This is a genomic window from Caulobacter sp. GW456-12-1-14-TSB4 (assembly GCF_059424195.1).
On record NZ_JBWKZF010000027.1, the window covers coordinates 38,572 to 59,749 of the forward strand.

Consider the following 21,178-nt stretch of genomic DNA (forward strand, 5'->3'; position numbering starts at 1 on the left):
CATCGGCGCCCGTTTTGCTTTTGGGGGTTCTGTCATGCGTCGTCGTACCTTCCTCGCCGCCCTGCCGGCCGCCGCCTTCGCGGGGCAGGCCGCCGCCCAGTCGCAGTTGCTGGCGGGTCCCAATCCCAACCTGAAGCGCCCCGACGTCCATGGCGGCGACCGGGTGGACGGGGCGACCTGGGCCTCGCGCTCGGCGGCGTGGGGGATCCACGGCGCGGCGGCCACCGCTCATCCGCTGGCCACCCAGGCGGCGATCGACATGCTGCGCAAGGGCGGTTCGGCCGCCGACGCCGCCATCGCCGCCAATGCGGTGCTGGGCCTGGTCGAGCCGGTCTCGTGCGGGGTCGGCGGCGACTGCTACGTGATGCTGTGGGACCCGAAGACCAAGCAGGTCATGGGCCTGAACGGCTCGGGTCGCTCGCCCAAGGCCCTTACCCTGGAGACCGTCCGCGCGCGGGCCAAGAACGGTAAGATCCCATCCTTCGGCGCGGTCAGCGTCAGCGTGCCTGGCGCCGTCGACGCCTGGCGCGAGATGCACGAGCGCTACGGCAAGCTGAAGTGGGCCGACCTGTTCGCCCCGGCCATCGGCCACGCCGAGGAAGGCCATCCGGTCACCCAGAACGTCGCCTACTACCTGGCGGGCAGCTATCGCCGCTTCACCAACCCTTCCTCGGGCATCGAGGAGGTCGAGAACTTCAAGGCCGTCTGGGCCCCGAACGGCAAGACGCCGGCCGAGGGCGAGGTGTTCAAGAACCCGCGCCTGGCCAGGACCTACCGTATGATCGCCGAAGGCGGCGGCCGGGCCTTCTACGAAGGCGAGATCGCCGCGACCATCGAGGCCTATTTCAAGCGCATCGGCGGCTGGATGACCAAGGCCGACCTTGCCGCCAACCGCGCCGTCTGGACCAAGGTCCACAAGAGCCCCTATCGCGGGGTCGAGGTCTGCGCCCTGGGCGACAACACCCAAGGCCTGGCGACCCTGCAGCTGCTGAACATCCTGGAACAGTTCGATGTGAAGGGCATGGGCTTCCAGTCGGCCCAGGCCATCCACCACGCCGTCGAGGCCAAGCGCCTGGCCTATGAGGACCGTGCCCGGTTCTACGCCGACCAGGACTTCTACAAGTCGCCGATCGACTGGCTGATCTCCAAGGACTACGCGGCCGAGCGCGCCAAGCTGATCCGGCCCGACAAGATTCTGACCCCCGCCTATCCGGGCCAAGCGCCCAGCAAGGGCGACACCACCTATTTCACCACGGCCGACAAGGACGGGATGATGGTGTCGATCATCCAGTCGAACTATCGCGGCATGGGCTCGGGCCTGTCGCCGGACGGCCTGGGCTTCATGTTCCAGGACCGCGGCGAGCTGTTCGCCCTGACCGACGGCCATCCCAACATCTTCGCGCCGGGCAAGCGGCCGTTCCAGACGATCATCCCGGGCTTCGCCCTGCGCGAAGGCCAGCCGTGGCTGTCGTTCGGGGTGATGGGCGGCGACATGCAGCCCCAGGGCCAGGCCCAGATCATCAGCAACATGGTCGACTTCGGCTTAGGGGTGCAGGAGGCCGGCGACGCCCCGCGCTGGCACCATGGCGGCTCGCCGGAGCCGACGGGCGTCGCGGCCGAGGACATCACCGTGCTCGACCTGGAGAGCGGTGTGCCGGCCGAGACCCGCAAGGCGCTGGAGACGATCGGCTGGACCCTGAAGACGGAAGCCGGCGGCTATGGCGGCTACCAGGCCATCGAGCGCTGGCCTGGCCGCTACGCCGCCGCCACCGAGATGCGCAAGGACGGGGTGGCGCTCGGGTACTGAGCCGTGCGAACGTCCGTTTGAATAAGAAACGGGAGGTGGCTCATGGCCAAGCTGAACTACGTGACGGTCGGCTCGAACGACCTGGAGAAGGCCAAGGCGTTCTACGACGCCTTGCTGGGCTCGATCGGCTTCAAGCCGCTGTACGAGCACCCGTCGGGCGGTCGGCTCTATCGTGGCGACGGCGCCATGTTCGGGGTGCTGGGGCCGTATGACGGCAATCCGGCCTGCGTCGGCAACGGCATGATGGGCGGCTTCGCCTTCGACACCGTCGAGGAGGTCGACGCCTTCCACGCGAAGGCCCTGGAGCTGGGCGGCACGGACGAGGGCGCGCCGGGCGCGCGTATGCCCAAGGTCTATTTCGCCTATTTCCGCGACCTGGATGGCAACAAGCTCTGCGGCTACAAGATGGGCTGAGTAGCGTCGGCCGGCGACACCGCTTAAGAACGCGCCATGGCGTCGGCCGCACTGCTTTCCCTGACTTTGACGGACTTCCGCTCGTACGAGCGCGCTCGCCTCGAGACCGAGGGGCGTAGCGTCTACCTGTTCGGGGCCAACGGGGCCGGCAAGACCAATCTCCTCGAGGCTATCAGCCTGCTGACCCCTGGCAAGGGCTTGCGCGGCTCCAGCATGGCCGAGGTGGGACGACGGATGCCGGGTGAAACCGTGGGCCGGGCCTGGGCCGTGGCCGCCGAGGTCGAAAGCGGGGATGACGCCCCTGTCCGCATCGGCACCGGGGTGGAGCAGGGCGGCGCCGCCCGCCGCACCGTTCGCATCGAGGGCGAGACCGTGTCGCCAGGGCGTCTGGCCGATCACGTCCGGCCGATCTGGCTGACGCCCGCCCAGGATCGCCTGTTCCTGGAAGCCGCCTCCGAGCGCCGGCGGTTCTTCGACCGCCTGGTCTTCGCCGGCGAGCCTGGCCACGCGACCAACGCCAATGCCTATGACAAGGCCCAGCGCGAGCGCATGCGGCTGTTGACCGACGCGGCCGACAGCGGGAGCGCGCCCGACGCGACCTGGCTGAACGCCCTGGAAGCGCGGCTGGCGGAGTCCGGCGCCCTGCTGTCCCAGGCCCGCGCCCGCACGCTGCTGGCGCTGCAGAACGAAATTGACGGCCGAGGAGACCGGCCCTTCCCGCAGGCTCGCCTGACCCTGACCGGCGAATGGGAGAAGATGGCGCTGGACGGCGTCCCGTTCGCCCAGATCGAGGAGAAACTGGCCGCCGCCCTGGCCGCCGCCAGGCCCCGCGACGGGGCCGCCGGGCGGGCCTTGACCGGGCCTCACCGAGGCGATCTGGCCATCTTCCACGTCGAGAAGGACCGTCCGGCGGCGGAATGCTCGACCGGAGAGCAAAAAGCCCTGATTTTAAACCTGGTTTTGGCCCAGGCGGCGCGACTTTCACGTGCGGAATCCGCGCCGAATCCTGTAATATTGCTCGACGAAGTCGCCGCGCATCTCGACCTTACCCGTCGGGCCGCATTGGCCGACGAACTCACGGCGCTCAAGCTCCAGGCCTTCCTAACCGGCACGGACGAGTCGCTGTTCGACCATCTCAAGGGTCGGGCATTAGGCGTTCGCGTGGGCGACGCCGGCCTGACTGTTTTGGAAGACGAATGACCGAGAACACCGAAGACCAAGTTCCCGAAGTGGCTCCCGAAATGACCACCGAGGAAGCCGCCGCCCAGTACGGCGCGGACTCGATCAAGGTGCTGAAGGGCCTGGACGCCGTCCGCAAGCGCCCCGGCATGTATATCGGCGACACCGACGACGGCTCGGGCCTGCACCACATGGTCTACGAGGTGGTCGACAACGCCATCGACGAGGCCCTGGCCGGTCACGCCACCAAGGTCCAGGTGATACTGAACGCCGACGGCTCGGTGACGGTCACCGACGACGGTCGCGGCATCCCGGTGGGCATCCACGAGGAAGAAGGCGTCTCGGCGGCCGAGGTCATCATGACCCAGCTGCACGCCGGCGGTAAATTCGACCAAAACAGCTACAAGGTCTCGGGCGGCCTGCACGGCGTTGGCGTCTCGGTCGTCAACGCCCTGTCGGACTGGCTGGAGTTGCTGATCCACCGCGACGGCAAGATCCATCAGATGCGCTTCGAGCGCGGCGACGCGGTGACCTCGCTGAAGGTCACGGGCGACTCGCCGGTGCGCGAGGAGGGCCCCAAGGCCGGCGAGACCCTGACGGGCACAGAAGTGACCTTCTTCCCGTCGCGCGAAACCTTCGCGTTCATCGAATTCGACCGGAAGACGCTGGAGCACCGCCTGCGCGAGCTGGCGTTCCTGAACTCGGGCGTGACGATCTGGTTCAAGGACCATCGCGACGCCGAGCCGTGGGAAGAGAAGCTGCACTATGACGGCGGCATCGAGGCCTTCGTCCGCCACCTGGACAAGGTCAAGACCCCGCTGCTGAAGGCCCCGATCTCGGTGCGCGGCGTCAAGGACAAGGTCGAGGTCGACCTCGCCATGTGGTGGAACGACAGCTACCACGAGCAGATGCTGTGCTTCACCAACAACATCCCGCAGCGGGATGGCGGCACGCACTTGTCGGCCTTCCGCGCGGCCCTGACCCGGATCATCACCGGCTACGCCGAGAGCTCGGGCATCACCAAGAAAGAAAAGGTCTCGCTGGGCGGCGAAGACGCCCGCGAAGGCCTGACCTGCGTGCTGTCGGTCAAAGTGCCGGACCCGAAGTTCAGCTCGCAGACCAAGGACAAGCTGGTTTCGTCCGAAGTGCGCCCGGCCGTCGAAGGCCTGGTGCAGGAAGGCCTGGCGACCTGGTTCGAGGAGCACCCGAACGAAGCCAAGGCCATCGTCTCCAAGATCGCCGAAGCCGCCGCGGCCCGTGAAGCCGCCCGCAAGGCCCGCGAACTCACCCGCCGCAAGAGCGCGCTGGATATCACCTCGCTGCCCGGCAAGCTGGCCGACTGCTCGGAACGCGATCCGGCCAAGTCCGAGATCTTCATCGTCGAGGGTGACTCGGCCGGCGGCTCGGCCAAGCAGGCCCGCAACCGCGACAACCAGGCCGTCCTGCCGCTGCGCGGCAAGATCCTGAACGTCGAGCGCGCGCGCTTCGACAAGATGCTGTCGTCCGACCAGATCGGCACGCTGATCACGGCGCTGGGCGCCGGCATCGGCCGCGACGACTTCAACCCGGACAAGGTGCGCTACCACAAGATCGTGCTGATGACCGACGCCGACGTCGACGGCGCCCACATCCGCACCCTGCTGCTGACCTTCTTCTACCGGCAGATGCCGGAGCTGATCGAGCGCGGCTACATCTACATCGCCCAGCCGCCGCTCTACAAAGCCGCCAAGGGCAAGTCCTCGCGCTATCTGAAGGACGACAGCGAGATGGACGCCTTCCTGATCGACGAGGGCGTCGACGGGGCCGAACTGGACCTGCCGTCGGGCGAGCGCCGCACGGGCCAGGATCTGCTGGCCCTGGTGCAGCTGTGCCGCCAGGCCAAGGGCAATATCGACCGCCTGGCCGCCCGCGCGCCGTCGTTCGCCATCGAGCAGTCGGCCCTGGCCGGCCTGTTCGGCGACAAGCCCGACGTCGCCGCCGCCTCGGCCCGTCTGGATCTCTATGCCGAGGAAGGCGACGGCCCGTGGACCGGCGAGCGGGGCGAGACGGCCTACGTCTTCAAGCGCGTCCGTCGCGGCGTCACCGAGAACGTGGTGCTGGATGATGGCCTGCTGCACGCCGCCGACGCCCGTCGTCTGGCCGAGCGGGCCGGGGCGCTGGCAGAGATCTTCTCGGGCCGCGCCGTGTTCCGCCGCAAGGACAAGTCCACGACCGTGCGCGGGCCGATGGACCTGATCGCCGCGGTGATGGACGCGGGCCGCAAGGGCCTCTCGATCCAGCGCTACAAGGGTCTGGGCGAGATGAACCCCGACCAGCTGTGGGAGACCACGCTGGATGTCGAGGCCCGCACCCTGCTGCAGGTTCGCGTCAACCATGCCGACGACGCCGACGAGATGTTCAGTCGCCTGATGGGCGATCTGGTGGAACCACGACGCGAGTTCATCCAGGAAAACGCCCTGGACGCCGAGGTCGACGTCTAGAACGGCGTTCGCCTCGCCGAAATCTTGAGCGCCGGGCGCCCGTTTCGCGGGCGTTCCGGCGCTTTTTCGTTAACCAAGCCCCTCAAGCCTTGGGTGTGACGACCGCTGTCATCGCGCGGCGGTGACGAGGGCGTCATCTTGCGTGAATAATGTCGATTCACTGCAAAGTTTTGCGTAGGGACGCCTAGTTGATGGAACAGGACGCCAGCCTGCGCCCGGAACGCATCCTGGATCTGTCGGAGCGACTGTCCAGCGTGGCGGGTGAGAAGATCGGCGAGATCGCCCGGGTCAACCGGGCGGCCAAGATGCTGTCGATCAACGCCCTGATCGTGGCCGCCCGCGCCGGCGAGGCCGGCAAGGGCTTCGCCATCGTCGCCGAGGAATTCAAGAAGATCTCCACCGAGATCGACGTAGTGGCCGGCGCCCTGGACAGCCAGGTGCGCGCCGATCTCGACGAGCTGTCGGCCATCGGCGGGGCGATCCTGGGCCACATGCGCGGCCAGCGCCTGGCGGACCTGGCGCTCAACGCCATCGAGATCGTCGACCGCAACCTCTATGAGCGCACCTGCGACGTGCGGTGGTGGGCCACGGACTCGGCCGTCGTCGCCTGCCTGGCCGAGGGCGATGCGGGTGCGACCCGCTACGCCAGCGAACGCCTGGGCGTGATCCTCGACGCCTACACCGTCTATCTCGACCTGTGGATCTGCGACACCAAGGGGCGGGTCGTGGCCAATGGCCGACCCGGCAAGTATCCGGGCGTGGTCGGCCAGTCGGTCGCCGACGCCAAGTGGTTCCGCGACGGCATGCGCACGGCCACGGGCGACGACTTCGTGGCCTGCGACATCGAGAAGGCCCGCGCCCTGGGCGACGCGCCCGTCGCCACCTACGCCACCGCCATCCGCGAAGGTGGCCAGGCCAAGGGCAAGATCCTGGGCGTGATGGGCGTCCATTTCGACTGGCGGCCCCAGGCCCAGGCGGTCGTGGACGGCGTTCGTCTGACGCCGGAGGAACGCGAGCGCTCGCGGGTCATGTTGCTGGACCAGAAGGGCCGCGTCCTGGCCTCGTCCGACAACCGAGGCGTCCTGACCGAGGTCTTCCCGCTGAATGTCTCCGGCGGCTCGATGGGCAGCTACGCCGACGGTGATGTCACGGTCGGCTACGCCCTGACGCCGGGCTATGAAACCTATGCCGGCCTCGGCTGGTACGGATGCCTGGTCCAGAACGTGCAGAAGGCGGTTGAGGTCGTGGCGATCGCCTCCTGAGGCGCGCTGCGGCTCTTTGAGCTCAACGCGGGGCGGCAAGGCCGCTCCATCGAAAAACCCTAAGGCCCGGCTCGCGACGGCCGAGGCGCGCTGCGCGCGTCCATGCGGCTCTTATCCGTCGGTGTGGATGGCTACCCTTAATTGAGCCGCCGTCGCGGGCTCGCCCTATTGGCGCCATATCCGCACGCTGTAGAGGCGTATTGGGAAGAAACGATGCGCTTGTATGCTCGGCGTGGCTAACAATATTGGTGCTTTCCGGGCTCAACCTTAGGAAATGCGCCAATACGCCCGTTACTGAGGGAAATTCCGCCGAGAAATGTCGAAACCATCGCATGGCGAGAATGCTGGCCCTAGTCAGGGAGCGATGGTTGTCGAAACAGCGATAGCTTGGTAAGGGTATTCTAAAATTGGGCAAAAAGCCGAAGGCTTATCCTGGTGGGGATCGCGTGCTGGTTGCATCTAATCCGTCAACGGAACAGAGAGAATATGTGGCCGCGACTTTGCCTGTCGTTCGGAATTCGTACAAACGCGCCATGGATATACTTGTAGCCGGCGGCGTTTTACTTTTCTTCGCGCCACTTTTCTTGCTCACCGCTCTGCTGATCAAGCTCGAATCGCCGGGGCCGGCGCTGTTCCGGCAGGCGCGAGGCGGCCTGAATGGCCGAGCTTTCACGATCTACAAATTCCGCTCGATGCGCTGCCAGGAAAATGGCCAGAAGGTTGTCCAGGCAAAGCGGGATGATGATCGCATCACGTTTATTGGCCGCATCATCCGCAAGACAAGTATTGATGAGCTGCCCCAGATCTTGAACGTCCTGAAAGGCGATATGTCGATCGTCGGACCGCGCCCCCATGCCTTGGCGCACGACGAGCAGTATGGCGCTCTGATCGCGAACTATAGTCTGCGTTTCCGCGCTCGGCCCGGCTTGACCGGCCTGGCCCAGATCCGAGGACTTCGGGGCGGCACCACGGCTCTGGACGCCATGTCGGCCCGCGTCGACGCGGACAACGAATATATCGAACGCTGGACGTTCGGAGGCGACATCCGGATATTGCTGATGACGGTGCCGCATCTGCTTCTGGCCGAGAACGCCTACTAGTACGACGGCGTCACGAGCGGCTGCCGGAAGATCACCCGCAAGCGCCGCTCAATCCGTATGGCCGCATCGGCGAGTGACGCGAGCCGGAGACCTACGCCATCCCGCTGGCGACCCAGGTCGCCCTGGGCCAGCGCCCGCATTTCACGATCTTCGGCGACGACTACGGCACCCGCGACGGCGCGACGGCGCGCGAACTGGTCGCTGGCGCCAGTCGCAGGTCGCGGTCCGGGCCTGACCGCGTGACGGCGATAGCCTAGACGGCGATCGCGCCGCCGGTGGACTCCAGGATCGGGCGCATGGTCAGCAGGGCCTGGGCGCGATTCTGGACGCCCAGCTTGCGGAAGATGACCGTCAGGTGGGCCTTGATCGCCGCCTCGGTGACGTGGAGGTCGGCGGCGACCTGCTTGTTCAGGCGGCCGTCGGCGATGTTCATCAGCACCTTCATCTGGGTGGCGGTCAGGCCGTCCAGGCGGCGGTTCAGGGCGGTCAGCTCCTGGCTGGCCGAAGCCGCGCCCGTGAGGGCGGGGAATGGACGCGCGCCCTCGAGCACGCTGCGCAGGGTGCGGGCGATCTCCTCGATCTCGGCGCACTTGTGCAGGAAGCCGGCCGCGCCTAGGGCCTTGCACGAGCCGACCATCTGGTCGTCGTTCCGCGAGGAGAAGACGACGGTCGGGGTGTTGGGCAGGCGCTGATGCACCATGACCAGCACCGACAGGCCGCTGCAGCCGGCCAGGGCCGGATCCATCACCACCAGATCGATCGTCGCGCCGAAGCGGCAGCCGTTGTCCACCGCGGCGAGATCGCCGACCTCGATGGTATGCGCCTTTGGCCAGACCGACAGGACGACGGTTCGGATGGCTTCGCGCATAAGCGGATGGCTGTCGATGATCAGGACGCGTTTCACGGCGGGTGCTCTCGTTGGGCAACTGTTGCGAGCATGAAATGCCCGGGCACATTCGTCGCCGCGCCAAGTGTCGCATCTCACCTATGTCGGTTCGTCGACTTTTGTTCGCCGATCAGTGCTCAAACCCTTATGGCGCTTGGGGTGCCGATACTATGCAAACGTTTTTATCAATGACTTAGCTTGCCGCAAACGGTTGCGACAGGGTGACGCACGAGTTGTGCTCCAGTTCTGGATCGCCTGAAGCGGTACGTATCAAAAGGCGAGTGCAAAGCGCATCCTCTCACTAGACGTTAGTCTACATATTCCCTGTTTGTTCCATCTCGGTAAGGTCCGGTTAGCTGTGATCGCTCGCTCATGAGGTTCGATTTTTCGCCTCAGGACTTTTCGCGCTCCGCTCATGACCCACCCGGGCCCGCCCAAGACCAGCAAGACGACCGCCTCGCGCGGTGTGTCGGCCTGCGCCCTGATCGGGGTCGCGGCGCTGGTCTGCGCGCCTGGCCTGGCGCGGGCCCAGTCGACCCAGGACCCGGCCACGATGACGCCGGCCGCGACCATGATCGACAACGTCGCCAGCATGAGCATGACGACGGGCGACACCGTCTCTTCGCTGCCGTCGAACAAGGTGTCGCTGCAGGTGCAGGAAATCCTCGACGTGCAGGTCGATGTCCTGACGCCCGAGGTCAATGTCGAGGCCAACAGCACCAACCAGCGCCTGGGCTTCCGGATCCGGAACCTGGGCAACGGCCGTCAGGCCTTCGACCTTTCGTTCTCCATCCTGGACGGCGACTTCGATCCTGCCTCATGCACGATCTGGGTCGATTGGGATGGGGATGGCCACCTCGACACGACGCGCGACCGTGAGACGACGACTACGCCCGTCCTGGATCCGGGCGCTTCGGTCGTGGCCTGGGTTTCGTGCAGCATCCCGACCGGTGTCGCCCACGGCTCCTTCGGCCGCCTGCTGCTGCGCGCCTATCCCGCCGTGCTGCGCAATGGCGCGACGCCGGGCACGATGGCGTCCGCCGGCAATGGCGGCACCTTCGTCGTTCTGGGCAAGAGCTTCCGTCCTCGCATCCTGGTCGGCGGCGGCACGGGCGGAACCAGCGGTGGCGGGACCGGAACCGACGGCAGCACCAGCCAGCCCGCCACCTTCTCCGTCGGCCGGACCAATGCTCAGCTGATCAAGACGCAGACCGTCACCGACAACACCGGCGGCGCGCGCGCCGTGCCGGGCTCCATCGTCACCTACAGCCTGGAAGCCCGCTTCGGGGCCGGCGCCGCCGTGCGCCAGGCCGTCGTCTCGGACGCCATTCCCGCGGGCTCGGCCTATGTCGCCGGCTCGCTCACCCTGGACGGTTCGTCGCTCAGCGACGCCGCCGACGGCGACGCCGGCGGCTTCGCCGACGGGGCCATCCAGGTCGGACTGGGGGACGTCACCGTCCCGACCGTCCGCACCGTCACCTTCAAGGTTCGCATCAACCCCCTCGGGAGCGCCTCATGACCAAGTCCTTCCTGCTGGCCGCCGTGGCGTCCGGTCTGTTCCTGTCCAACCTGGCCGGCGCCGCCGCCAACGCCCGGGTCGCCGAGCACGACGCCACCCTGACCTCGACGGTCTTCAAGGAGGTCGAGACGCCGGGCGCCAAGGGCGCGGTGATGAGCCGCAAGCCCGCCGGCAAGGTCACGCCGGGCGAGCAGGTCGTCTACGTGCTGACCTATCGCAACGGCGGCACGCGTCCGGCCGACGGCGTCGTCATCACCAATCCCCTGGCCCAGGACCTGGTCTATGCCGGTCCGGCCGACACCCGTCCGCCGATGGTCTCCATCGACGGCCAGACCTTCGGTCCGCTGGCTTCGCTCAGCAAGGCCAAGGCCGGCGGCGCGTCCGCCCCGGCCACCGCCGCCGACATCACCGCCATCCGCTGGACCCTCGACCAACCTGTTCCGGCGGGCGGCGAGGTCCAGCTGTCCTTCCGCGCCCGTCTGAAGTGACGCGCGCCTTCACCTAATCAAACAAAGCGGGGTCCATCATGAAGAAGTCATACAGAAGAGCAGCTCTGGCGGGAGTCTCCGCCTTCGCCGTGGTGCTGTGGGGGCCGCTGGCTTCCGCCGCGACCGGCACCCAGGCCGGTACGAACATCAACAACACCGCCTCGGTGTCGTACTCGGTCGGCGGCGTCACCCAGACGCCGGTCGCCTCGAACATCGCCACCTTCGTCGTCGACCGGAAGGCCAATGTCATGGTCGCCGAGGTCGGCGGCGCGGCGACGTCGGTGTCCTTTGGCCAGGCCGACCAGGTGACAACCTTCACCGTCACCAACACGACCAACGCGACCCAGGACTTCCGTCTGTTCGCCACCAATATCGGCCTGGGCCTGACGACCCAGCTGGGTCACACCGACAACTTCACCGTGACCAACATCCGAGTGTTCGTCGATTCCAATGGCAACGGCACGTATGACGCGGGCGTCGATACGGCGACCTTCATCGACGAGCTGGCGCCGGACCAGACCAAGACCGTGTTCGTCGTCGCCGACATCCCGGCTTCGGGCCCGGCCAGCGGCATTTCGGGCGTGCAGCTGACGGCCGTCGTCGCCACTGGCGGCGGTGCTGGACTGGGCGCCGATCTGGTCCAGAGCCTGACGGACGATCCCTCGCAGATCGACACCGTCTTCGCCGACGCCGCCGGCTATGTCGACGCCGTGCGCGACGCCCGCTTCAGCGCCGGCGACGAATACAACATCGCCGCCCCGACCGCTCAAATCCTCAAGACGGCCCTGGTGATCAGCGACCCGATGAACGGCATCGTGGCTCCCAAGGCCATCCCGGGCGCGGTCGTCGAATACTGCATCCAGGTCAAGAACATCGGGGCCCAGGCGCTGACCGCCGTCGGCATCACCGACAACATCCCGGCCAACACGACCTATCTGGCGAACAGCACCTATGTCGGCGGCAGCGTCGCCTTGGGCGCGTGCGTCGCGGACGGGGCGCAGGCCACGGATGGCAACGTGTTCAACGGCACGCGCATCGCGACGTCCATCGCCAGCATCGCTGTCGGCGCGACGACCACGACGCGCTTCCGCGTGACGCTGAACTAGTCGCTTTCAAAAGGACCGAAGGCTTCCACCGGGCGGCGGTTCGCGCCGCCCGGAACGAGGCCGCATGCCAGAATGACATCCCTTTTGTCCCGCATGAAATTGGCGCTGACAGGCCTGGCGATCGCCGCCGGGCTCTGTACGCCCGTCTATGCGCGACAGACGACCCTGACCAATACGGCGCAGCTCTCGTTCACGAGCGCGACGGGCAGTGTCAGCAGCGTCAATTCCAACACCACCACCCTGGTCGTGACCGCGGCGAAGCGCCCGACGATCCGGTTGATGCGCCTGGCCGTTGGGGCCGAAGGCGTCGCGATGAGCGCCAGCAACACGCAGTGCCTGGTCGACGGCAAGGGATTCCAAGTTCCCGGCCTTGATGGTGACAGCGAATTCGATCCGGATTCGGTCAAGCTGAGACCCGCCACGTCCTATCACGCCGGCGAGCCGATCTTCATCGACATCGAGTCCCCGGACAGCAATATCGACGCAGCCGTGCGCGACGTGATGACCCTCACGATCAAGACGTCGCTGGGCGACAAGGAAACCCTGAAAGTCTGGGAAACCGGGCCGAATACCGGCCATTTCCTGGGCTATATTCCGGCGACGGACGTTGAGCCCGCTCCGTTCGACTGCCAGATCTCGGGTCCGCGCGGCGGCACCCTCGATGTCACCGTGGCCGATCTCTACGACGGCACGTCGGCGACGGCATCGGCCCTGATCGACCCCTACGGCTACGTCTTCGATTCCCGCACCGGCATGCCCATCGACGGCGCCCGCGTGACCCTGGTCGACCAGGAAACCGGCCAGCCGGCCACCGTGTTCGGCGATGACGGCGTCAGCGCCTATCCGTCCACGGTGGTCAGCGGCGACAACGTCACCGACGCCGGCGGCGCGATCTATCAGTTCGCGCCCGGCCAATACCGTTTCCCGCTGGTGGCTTCGGGCCGCTACAGCCTGTTCATCGAGCCGCCGACCGGCTACGCGGCCCCGTCCACGGCCACGGCGGAGGCCCTGGCCAAGCTGCCCGCGCCCGACGGCGGCGCCTTCAAAATCCTGCCGGCCTCGTGGGGCGCGGCGTTCGACCTGGTCAAGACCGATCCGCTGCAGGTCGATGTGCCGCTGGACAGCGGCAAGCGCCCGGTCGTGGTGCGCAATTTCGTCAGCGGCCTGTCGCTGGAAAAGTCGGCCTCGACGACCAAGGCCGCGTTCGGCGACTTCGTCCGTTACAGCCTGACGATCCGCAATCTGGGCGCCGCGCGCACCATCAACACCGTCCAGGTCAGCGACGTTCTGCCGCGCGGTTTCCGCTATGTGCGCGGCTCCTCGCGCCGCGACGATGGGTCGCTGGCCGACCCCCAGATCAGCGCCGACGGCCGCACCCTGACCTATCCGCTCGGGACGTTCGGTCCGCTTCTGCTGAGCAAAATCAATTACTTGGTCACGGTCGGTCCCGACGCGCCGACCGGCTGGGCCATCAACCGCGCCATCGCCACCGGGGCGCTGGGCGCCTCCAGCGGCGAGGCCCAGGCGCGCGTTCGTGTCGCAGCCCCGCCGCTGATGACCGACGCCGGCACCATCATCGGCCGGGTCACCGAAGGCGCCTGCGCAAGGCGGCGAGAGGACGGTCGGATCGGCGTGTCCGGAGTCCGCCTGGTGATGGAGGACGGGACCTTCGTGGTCTCCGATCGCGACGGCCTGTTCCATTTCGAGGGCGTGCGGCCCGGCATCCACGTGGTGCAGATGGACGCCGCCGCCCTGCCGGCCGGCTACGAGGCCGTGGCCTGTGGTCGCGACACCCGCATCGCCGGCCGCGCCTGGTCGCAATTCGTCGAGATCGGCGGCGGTGGTCTGCAGAGAGTCGAATTCCGTCTACGGCGCACAGCCTCCACGGCTGGAGTCGCGCCCAAGATCGCACCGACCGCCATCGACGACGCCGCACCGGGAACCATCGACTGGTTCGCCGGCCAGGAGCCGGGCGCGGACTTCGTGTTCCCCGCCGTGGGCTACAACCCCGCCGTCCCGGCCATCCGCGTGGCCGTCAAGCACACGCCTGGCCATCAGGTCAGCCTGACCCTGAACGGCGCGCCGGTCGATCCGCTGGCCCGCGACGGCGTCGAGACCAGCGCCGACGGGACCATGGCCGTCTCGCTGTGGCGCGGCGTGCCGTTGACCGACGGGACCAACATCCTGGTCGCCAAGGTCGTCAACGCCATGGGGCAGACCATCGCCGAGCTGAAGCGCGAGGTCGCCTACGCCAACACCCCGGCCCGCGCCGAGCTGGTCGCGGACGCCTCCAGCCTGACCGCCGACGGCCTGTCGGCCCCGGTCATCGCCGTGCGCTTCACCGACCGTTTCGGCCATCCCGTCCGTCCCGGGACGATGGGGACGTTCGACGTCGCCGAACCCTACGCCCTCGCCGCCGATCCGAACTCCGACCAACGCATGGCCGGCGAGGGCGCCCGCGCCGCCACCTGGCGCGTGCTGGGCGAGGACGGCGTGGCCCGCATCGCGCTCGCCCCCACCAGCCAGGCGGGCTCGGCCGTGCTGCGCTTCAAGCTGCCGGGCCTGGCCGACAACGCCGCCCCGACCGAGGTCCGCGCGTGGCTCAGCGCCGCTCGCCAGGACTGGATCGTCGTCGGCTTCGCGGCCGGCACGGCGGGCTACAACACCCTGTCGCGCCACGCCTCGCCCCTGGCCCGCAAGGACCGTGGCAAGACCATGGTCGATGGCCAGCTGGCCTTCTACGCCAAGGGCCGCGTCAAGGGCTCGTGGCTGCTGACCCTGGCCTATGACAACAAGCGCGCCAAGGACGACGAGCGCGGCCTGACTTCGGGCGTCGATCCGGACCGCTACTACACCGTCTATGGCGACGGCTCGGGCCAGGCCTTCGACGCCGCCAGCCAGCGCAAGCTGTACATCCGCGTCGAGCGCAAGGCGTTCTACGCCCTGTTCGGCGACTTCCAGACCGCCTTCGACGCCACCCGCCTGGGCCATTTCGACCGTACGCTGAACGGCCTGAAGTTCGAGCGCCAGGGCAAGGTCGTCAACGTCGCCGGCTTCGCCGCCGAGACCACCCAGGACCACGTTCGCGACGAGCTGCCGGGCTCGGGCCTGGCCGGCCTCTACCAGCTGTCGCATCGCGAGATCGTGCCGAACACCGACACGATCACCATCGAGACCCGCGACCGCCTGCGCGCCGAGCGGATCCTGGCCAGCAAGACCCTGGTCCGCGACATCGACTACGACATCGACTACGCGACCGGCGCCCTGACCTTCCGCGACCCGATCCCGACCCGCGACGCCGACCTGAACCCCAATGTCGTGGTCGCCAACTACGAGATCGACGGCGCCGGCGAGCGCACCACCGAAATGGGCCTGCGCGTCTCGGCCGACCTGCTGAAGGGCAAGGCCACCGTCGGCGCCACCTATCTGCATGGCCGTCCGGGCGAGGCCCGCGCCGAGGCCGACCTGGTCGCCGCCGACCTGGTCGTCCGCCCGCGCGCCGACACCGCCATCCGCCTGGAAGCGGCCACCAGCCAGTCGGTCTCGACCGGCCGTCAGCAGGCCTGGGTGGCCGAGGTCGAACACCACTCGGCGCGCCTGGACGTGCTGGGCTACGCCCGCCAGGCCGACAAGGCCTTCGGCCTGAACCAGCAGAACCTGGCCGAGCTGGGCGCCCGCAAGGTCGGCGTCGATGGCAAGGCCCGCCTGACCGAGCGCCTGTCGCTGACCGTGGCGGCCTATCACGAGGACTATCTGGACAGCGGCGACCAGCGCGACGTCGTCGACGCCAAGGTCGACTATCTGGCGCCGGGCGGCCTGCGCCTGGGCGCCGGCGTCAAGGCCGCTCACGATGCGCCGGAGAGCGGCGAGGCCGTGCGTTCCGACCTGCTGACCCTGTCGGCCAGCCGCGACTTCCTGAACCGTCGCCTGCAGCTGACCGCCGCCTCGGACTTCGCCCTGGGCGACGCCGAGAGCCTGGACTTCCCGGTCCGTCGTCGCGTCGGCGCGACCTTCGAGGTGCGCGAGGGCGTGCGCCTGCTGGCCAGCCGCGAGACGATCGAGGGCGTCGGCTACAAGGCCGCCGTCCTGGGCGGCGGCGTCGAGGTCTCGCCCTGGAAGGGCGCGCGCCTGACCAGCGCCCTGAACCGTCAGGACCTGGCCGCCTTCGGGCCCCGCACCTATGCCCGCCTGGGCCTTGCCCAGAGCGTGCAGCTGAAGGGCGGCTGGAGCGCCGACGCCTCGATCGACTCCGCCAAGACCCTGAGCGGCGCCACGCCTTCGCCCAATACGCTGAACGACAAGGCCATCGGCGCGGGCCTGGCCACCGAGGACTTCACCGCCGTCAGCCTGGGCGCGGCCTATCGCGCCGAGCGCTGGAACTGGAATGGCCGGGTGGAAGCCCGCCGTGGCGACATCGCCGACAGCTGGGCCCTCCGCACCGCCTATCTGCGCCAGCTGCGCGAGGGCGTCACCGCCGCCCTGACCGTCCGCGCCGACCAGACCAAGACGGCGACCGGCGCGATCTCCAAGGGCGCCGAAGTGGCCGGCTCGATCGCCTGGCGCCCGCTGGACAGCCAATGGTCGGTCCTGGACAAGCTGGAGGTCCGTCGCGAGGAGGCCCGGGGCGTCACCCAGGGCGCCGCCGCCGCCGGCTATGGTCCGACCGCCCGCGCCGACGGCGTCTCGTCCAAGGTGATCAACAATCTGGCCGTCAATTTCGACAGCGACCGTGGCGATCACGAGCGCTGGGCGGTGCAGGCCAGCCTCTATCACGGCGCCAAGCTGGTGCGTGGCAGCTTCGACGGCGTGGCCCGCACCAATCTGGTGCAGGTGATCGGCGCAGAGGCCCGCCTGGACCTGAGCCGCAAGATCGACCTGGGCGTGAACCTGTCGCTGCGCCACGCGGGCAAGGGCGGCGGCACGGCTTACGCGATCGGCCCGTCGGTCGGGGTCTCGATGGCCGAGAACACCTGGATCAGCGTCGGCTACAACGTCGTCGGCTACCACGATCCCGACTTCGAGGCCGCCGGCTACAGCCGCAAAGGCTTCTACATCACCGCCCGGATGAAGTTCGACCAGAACACCTTCGCCGGCCTGCTGGGCGGTGCGCGCCGATAATCGAAGACCTTAGAAGGAGGAGACGCCGATGCGGATGCTGACCAGTCAAGATCACGAAGAGCTGCTGCGCCTGGCCGCGCTGGTGCGCTCCAACATCCTGTCGGTGTCGCGCGACCCGGCTTTGGATCGCGTCGCCGAAGCCGCCAAGACCCTGTTTGGGGCGCTGGCCGGCATGGTCACCTTCGTCAGCGTCGATCGCCAGTTCTACAAGGGCCGAGCCGGCGTCGACATCGCCGACACCCCGCGCGACGTCTCGTTCTGCAGCCACTGCATCGAATACCGGAACCTGCTGTGGATCGAGGACACGCTGGAGGACCCTCGCGTGGCCGACAATCCGTTCGTGGTCGGCGCGCCGCACGTGCGCTTCTACGCCGGCGCGCCGGTCCGCGACGCCGACGGCTGGCTGCTGGGCACGGTGTGCGTGGTCGATCTGGCCCCGCGCAAGTTCGATGCGGTGTTGTCGGAAGCCCTGGTCGCGCTGGCGGCGGTGGTCTCCGACCATCTGGCTGTCCACGCCGCCGACTAGCCTAGCCCGAGGAGAGGTCGCCGCGCGGCTTGCGCGGCGCGGTCTTGATCATCTGCCGCACCAGGCTCTCGCGCCGGGCGGCGGGGGCCAGGCGTGACAGGATCGCCAGCGCCTCGCGAGCGGCGTGCGGCGTGGGCATGGCGATGACCTCGACGCTCTCCATCTGCGTCTGCTGGTCACGCCAGGTCAGGCGCAGCAAGACGTCCACGTTCCCGGCCTCGATACTGACAAGCCATTTCATGTGTGGATCCGTTCAGACGCACACTATAAAGCGGCACACGAAATGTCGCAACCTTGACGGGTGGATTGGCCTCGAGCGACATCCCCGAAATGGTTCAGGTTGTGTAATCTACCCGACCCATGTCGCCGCGTACGCCCGGCCAGTTCATGGGATAGAGATCTACGAGCGCCCGCGTCACGCCGTTGGTCCAGCCGAAGCCATCCTGAAGGGGATACTCGCCGCCGCCGCCAGCCTTGGCCTCCTCGACGTCGTACTTCTCCAGCATCTTGCCGCTGGCTCGGTATTCGCGGGCGACCGTGGTCAGCCAACGCTCGCCGGTGTCCCGGGCCAGGGCGTTCTCGCCGTAGCGACGCAGGCCTGACACGGCCACCCATTGAAGCGGGGCCCAGCCATTGGGGGCGTCCCACTGCTGCCCGGTTCTGAGTGGCGTCGTGCGCAGACCGCCGGCGGCCAGCAGCAGGGAGCGGGTGGAAGCCGCCACGGCCCCCGCCTGGTCCGCATTCGCCACGCCCACGAACAAAGGGTAGAGCGTCGCCGCGCTGGGATGGTCCAGTTGCGCGCCGTCGCGCCATTGATAGTCCAGATAGAGCCCGCGCTGGCCGTTCCAGAGATAGGCGTTGATCGCCGCCCGCCGGGCCTTGGCGCGGCGCGTGAAGTCCAAGACGCAGGACCGGTCGGCCAGCGCTTCGCAGCCTTCGGCGATTGCCGTTTCCAAGCCGTACATCAGGCTGTTGAGATCGACGGGCAGGATGGCGGTGGTCTGGATGGTCGCCAGGCTCTTGCCGTCGGCCATCCAGCGAGAGCTGTAGTCCCACCCGCTCTCGGCGCCCGCGCGCAAATCCAGGAAGACCTCGAAAGCGGGACGCGAGGGGGCCTCCCGCGCGGTAAGCACATCCTCGCGCCAGGACTCGTCGCGCGGCGTCGTGCGGTCGTCGAAATAGCGGTTGAGCACAGCGCCGTCCGGCAGGGCGACGACGCGGCGATAGGCCTGTCCGGGCTTCAGGCCTGTCTCGCCATCCATCCAGAAGGCGTACTCACGGCGCATCAGATCGACGCGCCGCTTGAAACGGGCCTGGTCGGCCCTGTCGGCGACCTCGACCATGGCGAAATAGAACGGCGGCTGGGAGCGGCTGAGATAGTAGCTGCGTGCGCCATTGGGGATGTGGCCGTAGCGAGCGATCAGGCCGCCGAAGTTGTCGACCATGTCCTCGACGGTCTGGTCCTGACCGTCGGCCTTCAGGCCCAGCAGGGTGAAATAGCTGTCCCAGTAGTAGATCTCGCGAAAGCGTCCGCCGGGAACGACGAAGGGCCTGTCCAGAGGCAGGACGGAAGCGCCTTCGACGGCGGCGACCGGCGGGCGCGTCAAGGCGGGCCACAGGGCGGCGATGTGAGCCTTCAGGCTGGTGCGGGCGCTGGACGGCGGTGGAAGCGGCGGGTTTTCCGGCACGGCGAAGTTGGCGCGCACGAAGCGCTTCAACTCTGCGTCGGTGAAGCGGGCATGGGCGCGATAGTCGGCCATGATCGCGGCCGGCGCGCGACGGGGTATGGCGTCGACAAAGGTCTTTCCGTCCGGAAACAGGCGTCGCATCTGCACCTGGTGGAAGAGGCCGGGGAAAAGGTCGGCGGGCGTGGTGGGGCCTTGCGCCGAGACGGGCGTCGCGATGACCCCGCCGAGCAGGACGGCGGCAAGTTTCGAGATCATGGCGGGGCTCGCGGAAAAGGGGCGAGCGACCGGCGGAGCGGCCGCTCGCCAGGCAGGGGTCTTATTTCGACAGGTACGGGCCGAAGTGTTTCACCGTCTCGCGGCGGGCGTCGGTGTCGTTGAGGACATAGACCTCGTACTGCTCGCCACCCGGTGCGACGCGGATGACGACGTGGCCGTTGTAGCTCTTGTAGAGGCTGTCCATGATCGGCCCGATCGCGGCGCGGGTCTCGGGCGCCATGCCGGTGGAGAAGACGTTGCGGGGGCCGGGGTAGAGGCCTTTCGAGGCCATGCGCGTGACGACCTCTTCGCCAGGCTGCGGAGAGAGCCAGTTCTCCTGCACCATCACGCGCGGAGCCAGGTTGCGAAGGATGTTGTCGTTGACGGTGTCGCGATTGCCGTGGTGGTCCAACAGCATGACATCGACCGGGCCGACGACCGCCGACACCGGGGTCTCGATGTCGCGCCACCAGGGTTGGGCGTAGTTGGGCACGCCGGGGATATCGCCGCCCGAATAGTACTTGAATCGGCCATAGGCGACGGTGAGCACGTTGCTGAACGGGTTCTCGTCGAAGCCGCATTCCTTGACCGCGCCGCGAGGGATGTAGTCCTGGGTCTCGTCGCGCGCGCCGGTCCAGATGACGCCGCTGGAGGCGATGTTGCGGACGTGGAAGGTGGGATAGGCGTCGGCCTTGGCCAACTTGATCTGATCCAGCGCGCCCGGCTTCAGCCCGACCACGGCCAGGCCGTTCTTCATCCGGTAGTCGGCGAAGGCCAGGTAGTTGGCCAGGGACAGGCCGTTGGAGCCGGGCAGACCGCCCGGACCCGCGCATTTCTTCAGATCGACCGGATAGTCGTAGGCCGGGGCGGCGCGATCGATGAGGGTGGCGATGGGAATGAGATCCGCCACCTCGGTGACGCCCGCCAGGCGATAGGCCCCGGTCCGCGACATCGGCTTGTCCGGGGTGACCGTGCCCATGTGGTCGGTGTGGAAGTGGGTGATCAGGGCGTAGTCGAGTTTCACCGGGCGACCGGTCGGCGCGAATTGCCGGATGTAGTCGGCGATCCACCAGCCGGCCGAATGCTCACCATCGGGCAATGGCGGAAAGGCCTTCAGCGGCTGGACCATCTCAGCGAACTTTGGGTCGGCCTCGCCGGCGTCGATCAGCATCGTCGTCCCGTCGGGCAGGACGAAATAGGTCGCGTTACCCCGGCCAGTGCTGATGTGGTGGATGTAGAGATAGCCCTGCGACCAGGCCGGCAGCGCATCCGGCGCGGCCCGGGCGGTGGTCATTGGCGCGAAGGCCACGGCAAGCGCCGCGAGCGCGGCGCGGAACGTCTTCATGATGG

At 67.8% G+C, this 21,178-nt stretch carries 14 protein-coding genes and 2 pseudogenes; 12 read left to right on the forward strand and 4 right to left on the reverse strand.

Annotation, left to right across the window (positions count from 1 at the left end):
- The first annotated feature begins 34 nt into the window (after positions 1-34).
- From AC07YH_RS20855 to AC07YH_RS20885, 7 genes and pseudogenes are all read left to right on the forward strand, one after another.
- Positions 35-1,807, forward strand: a complete 1,773-nt coding sequence (locus AC07YH_RS20855) for a gamma-glutamyltransferase family protein (protein WP_494748868.1) — start codon at positions 35-37, stop codon at positions 1,805-1,807.
- Between the two features lie 42 nt (positions 1,808-1,849).
- On the forward strand, positions 1,850-2,221 hold the full coding sequence (locus tag AC07YH_RS20860) for a VOC family protein (protein WP_494748869.1): 372 nt from the start codon (positions 1,850-1,852) through the stop codon (positions 2,219-2,221).
- A 36-nt stretch (positions 2,222-2,257) separates the two neighbouring features.
- Entirely contained in the window at positions 2,258-3,421 is a 1,164-nt protein-coding gene (gene recF / locus AC07YH_RS20865) for a DNA replication/repair protein RecF (protein WP_494748870.1), read from the forward strand.
- Entirely contained in the window at positions 3,418-5,880 is a 2,463-nt protein-coding gene (gene gyrB, locus AC07YH_RS20870; RefSeq protein WP_494748871.1) for a DNA topoisomerase (ATP-hydrolyzing) subunit B, read from the forward strand. The genes recF and gyrB overlap by 4 nt, the downstream gene beginning before the upstream one ends.
- Positions 5,881-6,001: 121 nt before the next feature.
- Positions 6,002-7,142: pseudogene (locus tag AC07YH_RS20875) on the forward strand (methyl-accepting chemotaxis protein).
- Between the two features lie 446 nt (positions 7,143-7,588).
- Positions 7,589-8,242, forward strand: a complete 654-nt coding sequence (locus AC07YH_RS20880; RefSeq protein ID WP_494748890.1) for a sugar transferase — start codon at positions 7,589-7,591, stop codon at positions 8,240-8,242.
- Between the two features lie 20 nt (positions 8,243-8,262).
- Positions 8,263-8,442 (forward strand): annotated as a pseudogene (locus AC07YH_RS20885) (UDP-glucose 4-epimerase GalE); the annotation flags it as partial.
- 53 nt (positions 8,443-8,495) lie between these two features.
- On the opposite strand, the gene AC07YH_RS20890 reads toward AC07YH_RS20885, so the two are convergent.
- Positions 8,496-9,146 (reverse strand): response regulator transcription factor, encoded by a 651-nt coding sequence (locus AC07YH_RS20890; protein WP_494748872.1) that lies wholly within the window; start codon positions 9,144-9,146, stop codon positions 8,496-8,498.
- 397 nt (positions 9,147-9,543) lie between these two features.
- Here AC07YH_RS20890 and AC07YH_RS20895 point away from each other — a divergent pair, with 397 nt between their 5' ends.
- The 5 genes from AC07YH_RS20895 (at position 9,544) to AC07YH_RS20915 (ending at position 17,885) form a co-directional block, all read left to right on the forward strand.
- Positions 9,544-10,647 (forward strand): hypothetical protein, encoded by a 1,104-nt coding sequence (locus tag AC07YH_RS20895; RefSeq protein ID WP_494748873.1) that lies wholly within the window; start codon positions 9,544-9,546, stop codon positions 10,645-10,647.
- Complete coding sequence (locus AC07YH_RS20900) at positions 10,644-11,135, forward strand: hypothetical protein (RefSeq protein WP_494748874.1); 492 nt, start codon at positions 10,644-10,646, stop codon at positions 11,133-11,135. The genes AC07YH_RS20895 and AC07YH_RS20900 overlap by 4 nt, the downstream gene beginning before the upstream one ends.
- Before the next feature lie 38 nt (positions 11,136-11,173).
- Entirely contained in the window at positions 11,174-12,241 is a 1,068-nt protein-coding gene (locus AC07YH_RS20905) for a hypothetical protein (protein ID WP_494748875.1), read from the forward strand.
- Positions 12,242-12,334: 93 nt separating this feature from the next.
- Positions 12,335-17,359, forward strand: a complete 5,025-nt coding sequence (locus tag AC07YH_RS20910; protein WP_494748891.1) for a hypothetical protein — start codon at positions 12,335-12,337, stop codon at positions 17,357-17,359.
- 28 nt (positions 17,360-17,387) lie between these two features.
- A complete protein-coding gene (locus AC07YH_RS20915; protein ID WP_494748876.1) occupies positions 17,388-17,885 on the forward strand; it encodes a GAF domain-containing protein in 498 nt (165 codons plus the stop codon).
- A 1-nt stretch (position 17,886) separates the two neighbouring features.
- Here AC07YH_RS20915 and AC07YH_RS20920 read toward each other — a convergent pair whose 3' ends face one another.
- The 3 genes from AC07YH_RS20920 to AC07YH_RS20930 all read right to left on the reverse strand — a co-directional run bounded on the left by AC07YH_RS20920 (position 17,887) and on the right by AC07YH_RS20930 (position 21,173).
- The gene (locus AC07YH_RS20920) at positions 17,887-18,126 is read right to left on the reverse strand and encodes a hypothetical protein (protein ID WP_494748877.1); all 240 of its coding nucleotides are present in this window, start codon (positions 18,124-18,126) and stop codon (positions 17,887-17,889) included.
- Between the two features lie 94 nt (positions 18,127-18,220).
- A complete protein-coding gene (gene treF / locus AC07YH_RS20925) occupies positions 18,221-19,828 on the reverse strand; it encodes an alpha,alpha-trehalase TreF (RefSeq protein ID WP_494748878.1) in 1,608 nt (535 codons plus the stop codon).
- A 61-nt stretch (positions 19,829-19,889) separates the two neighbouring features.
- A complete protein-coding gene (locus AC07YH_RS20930; protein ID WP_494748879.1) occupies positions 19,890-21,173 on the reverse strand; it encodes a ComEC/Rec2 family competence protein in 1,284 nt (427 codons plus the stop codon).
- Between the last annotated feature and the right edge of the window lie 5 nt (positions 21,174-21,178).

Excerpts from the sequence above, each read along its gene's own strand:
- AC07YH_RS20855 (WP_494748868.1), top strand. The coding sequence starts at position 35 with ATGCGTCGTCGTACCTTCCTCGCCGCCCTGCCGGCCGCCGCCTTCGCG.
- AC07YH_RS20860 (WP_494748869.1), top strand. The coding sequence starts at position 1,850 with ATGGCCAAGCTGAACTACGTGACGGTCGGCTCGAACGACCTGGAGAAG.
- recF (WP_494748870.1), top strand. The coding sequence starts at position 2,258 with ATGGCGTCGGCCGCACTGCTTTCCCTGACTTTGACGGACTTCCGCTCG.
- gyrB (WP_494748871.1), top strand. The coding sequence starts at position 3,418 with ATGACCGAGAACACCGAAGACCAAGTTCCCGAAGTGGCTCCCGAAATG.
- AC07YH_RS20895 (WP_494748873.1), top strand. The coding sequence starts at position 9,544 with ATGACCCACCCGGGCCCGCCCAAGACCAGCAAGACGACCGCCTCGCGC.
- AC07YH_RS20900 (WP_494748874.1), top strand. The coding sequence starts at position 10,644 with ATGACCAAGTCCTTCCTGCTGGCCGCCGTGGCGTCCGGTCTGTTCCTG.
- AC07YH_RS20905 (WP_494748875.1), top strand. The coding sequence starts at position 11,174 with ATGAAGAAGTCATACAGAAGAGCAGCTCTGGCGGGAGTCTCCGCCTTC.
- AC07YH_RS20910 (WP_494748891.1), top strand. The coding sequence starts at position 12,335 with ATGAAATTGGCGCTGACAGGCCTGGCGATCGCCGCCGGGCTCTGTACG.
- AC07YH_RS20915 (WP_494748876.1), top strand. The coding sequence starts at position 17,388 with ATGCGGATGCTGACCAGTCAAGATCACGAAGAGCTGCTGCGCCTGGCC.
- AC07YH_RS20920 (WP_494748877.1), bottom strand. The coding sequence starts at position 18,126 with ATGAAATGGCTTGTCAGTATCGAGGCCGGGAACGTGGACGTCTTGCTG.
- treF (WP_494748878.1), bottom strand. The coding sequence starts at position 19,828 with ATGATCTCGAAACTTGCCGCCGTCCTGCTCGGCGGGGTCATCGCGACG.
- AC07YH_RS20930 (WP_494748879.1), bottom strand. The coding sequence starts at position 21,173 with ATGAAGACGTTCCGCGCCGCGCTCGCGGCGCTTGCCGTGGCCTTCGCG.